1 pseudogene is annotated in these 236 nt (G+C 60.6%); it reads right to left on the bottom strand.

Going from position 1 to position 236, the window contains the following annotated elements:
• Nucleotides 1-236: pseudogene (locus HMPREF0072_RS11720) on the bottom strand (hypothetical protein); the annotation flags it as partial.

Below are 236 nucleotides of genomic sequence, written 5' to 3'. Positions count from 1 at the left end.
TCGTCGAGCTTCAGCGAGTTCGGCGAGGTGTCGGCGGTGGTATTGGTCAGGATCTGATAGGATTTGCCTTGCTTCCACGCCAGCTCCTGCGCCTCTTTCGACAGCACCCAATCCACGAACAGCTTGGCGTTGTCGAGGTTGCGCGCGCCTTTGAGGATGCTGACGCCGCCGATTTCATAGCCGGTGCCTTCGCAAGGCGAGATCAGCTCCAGCGGCGCGCCCTGTTCCTTTTCGAG

The organism is Anaerococcus lactolyticus ATCC 51172, from assembly GCF_000156575.1.
Taxonomy (GTDB): domain Bacteria; phylum Bacillota; class Clostridia; order Tissierellales; family Peptoniphilaceae; genus Anaerococcus; species Anaerococcus lactolyticus.
This window is presented reverse-complemented; position numbering and strand designations above follow the sequence as displayed.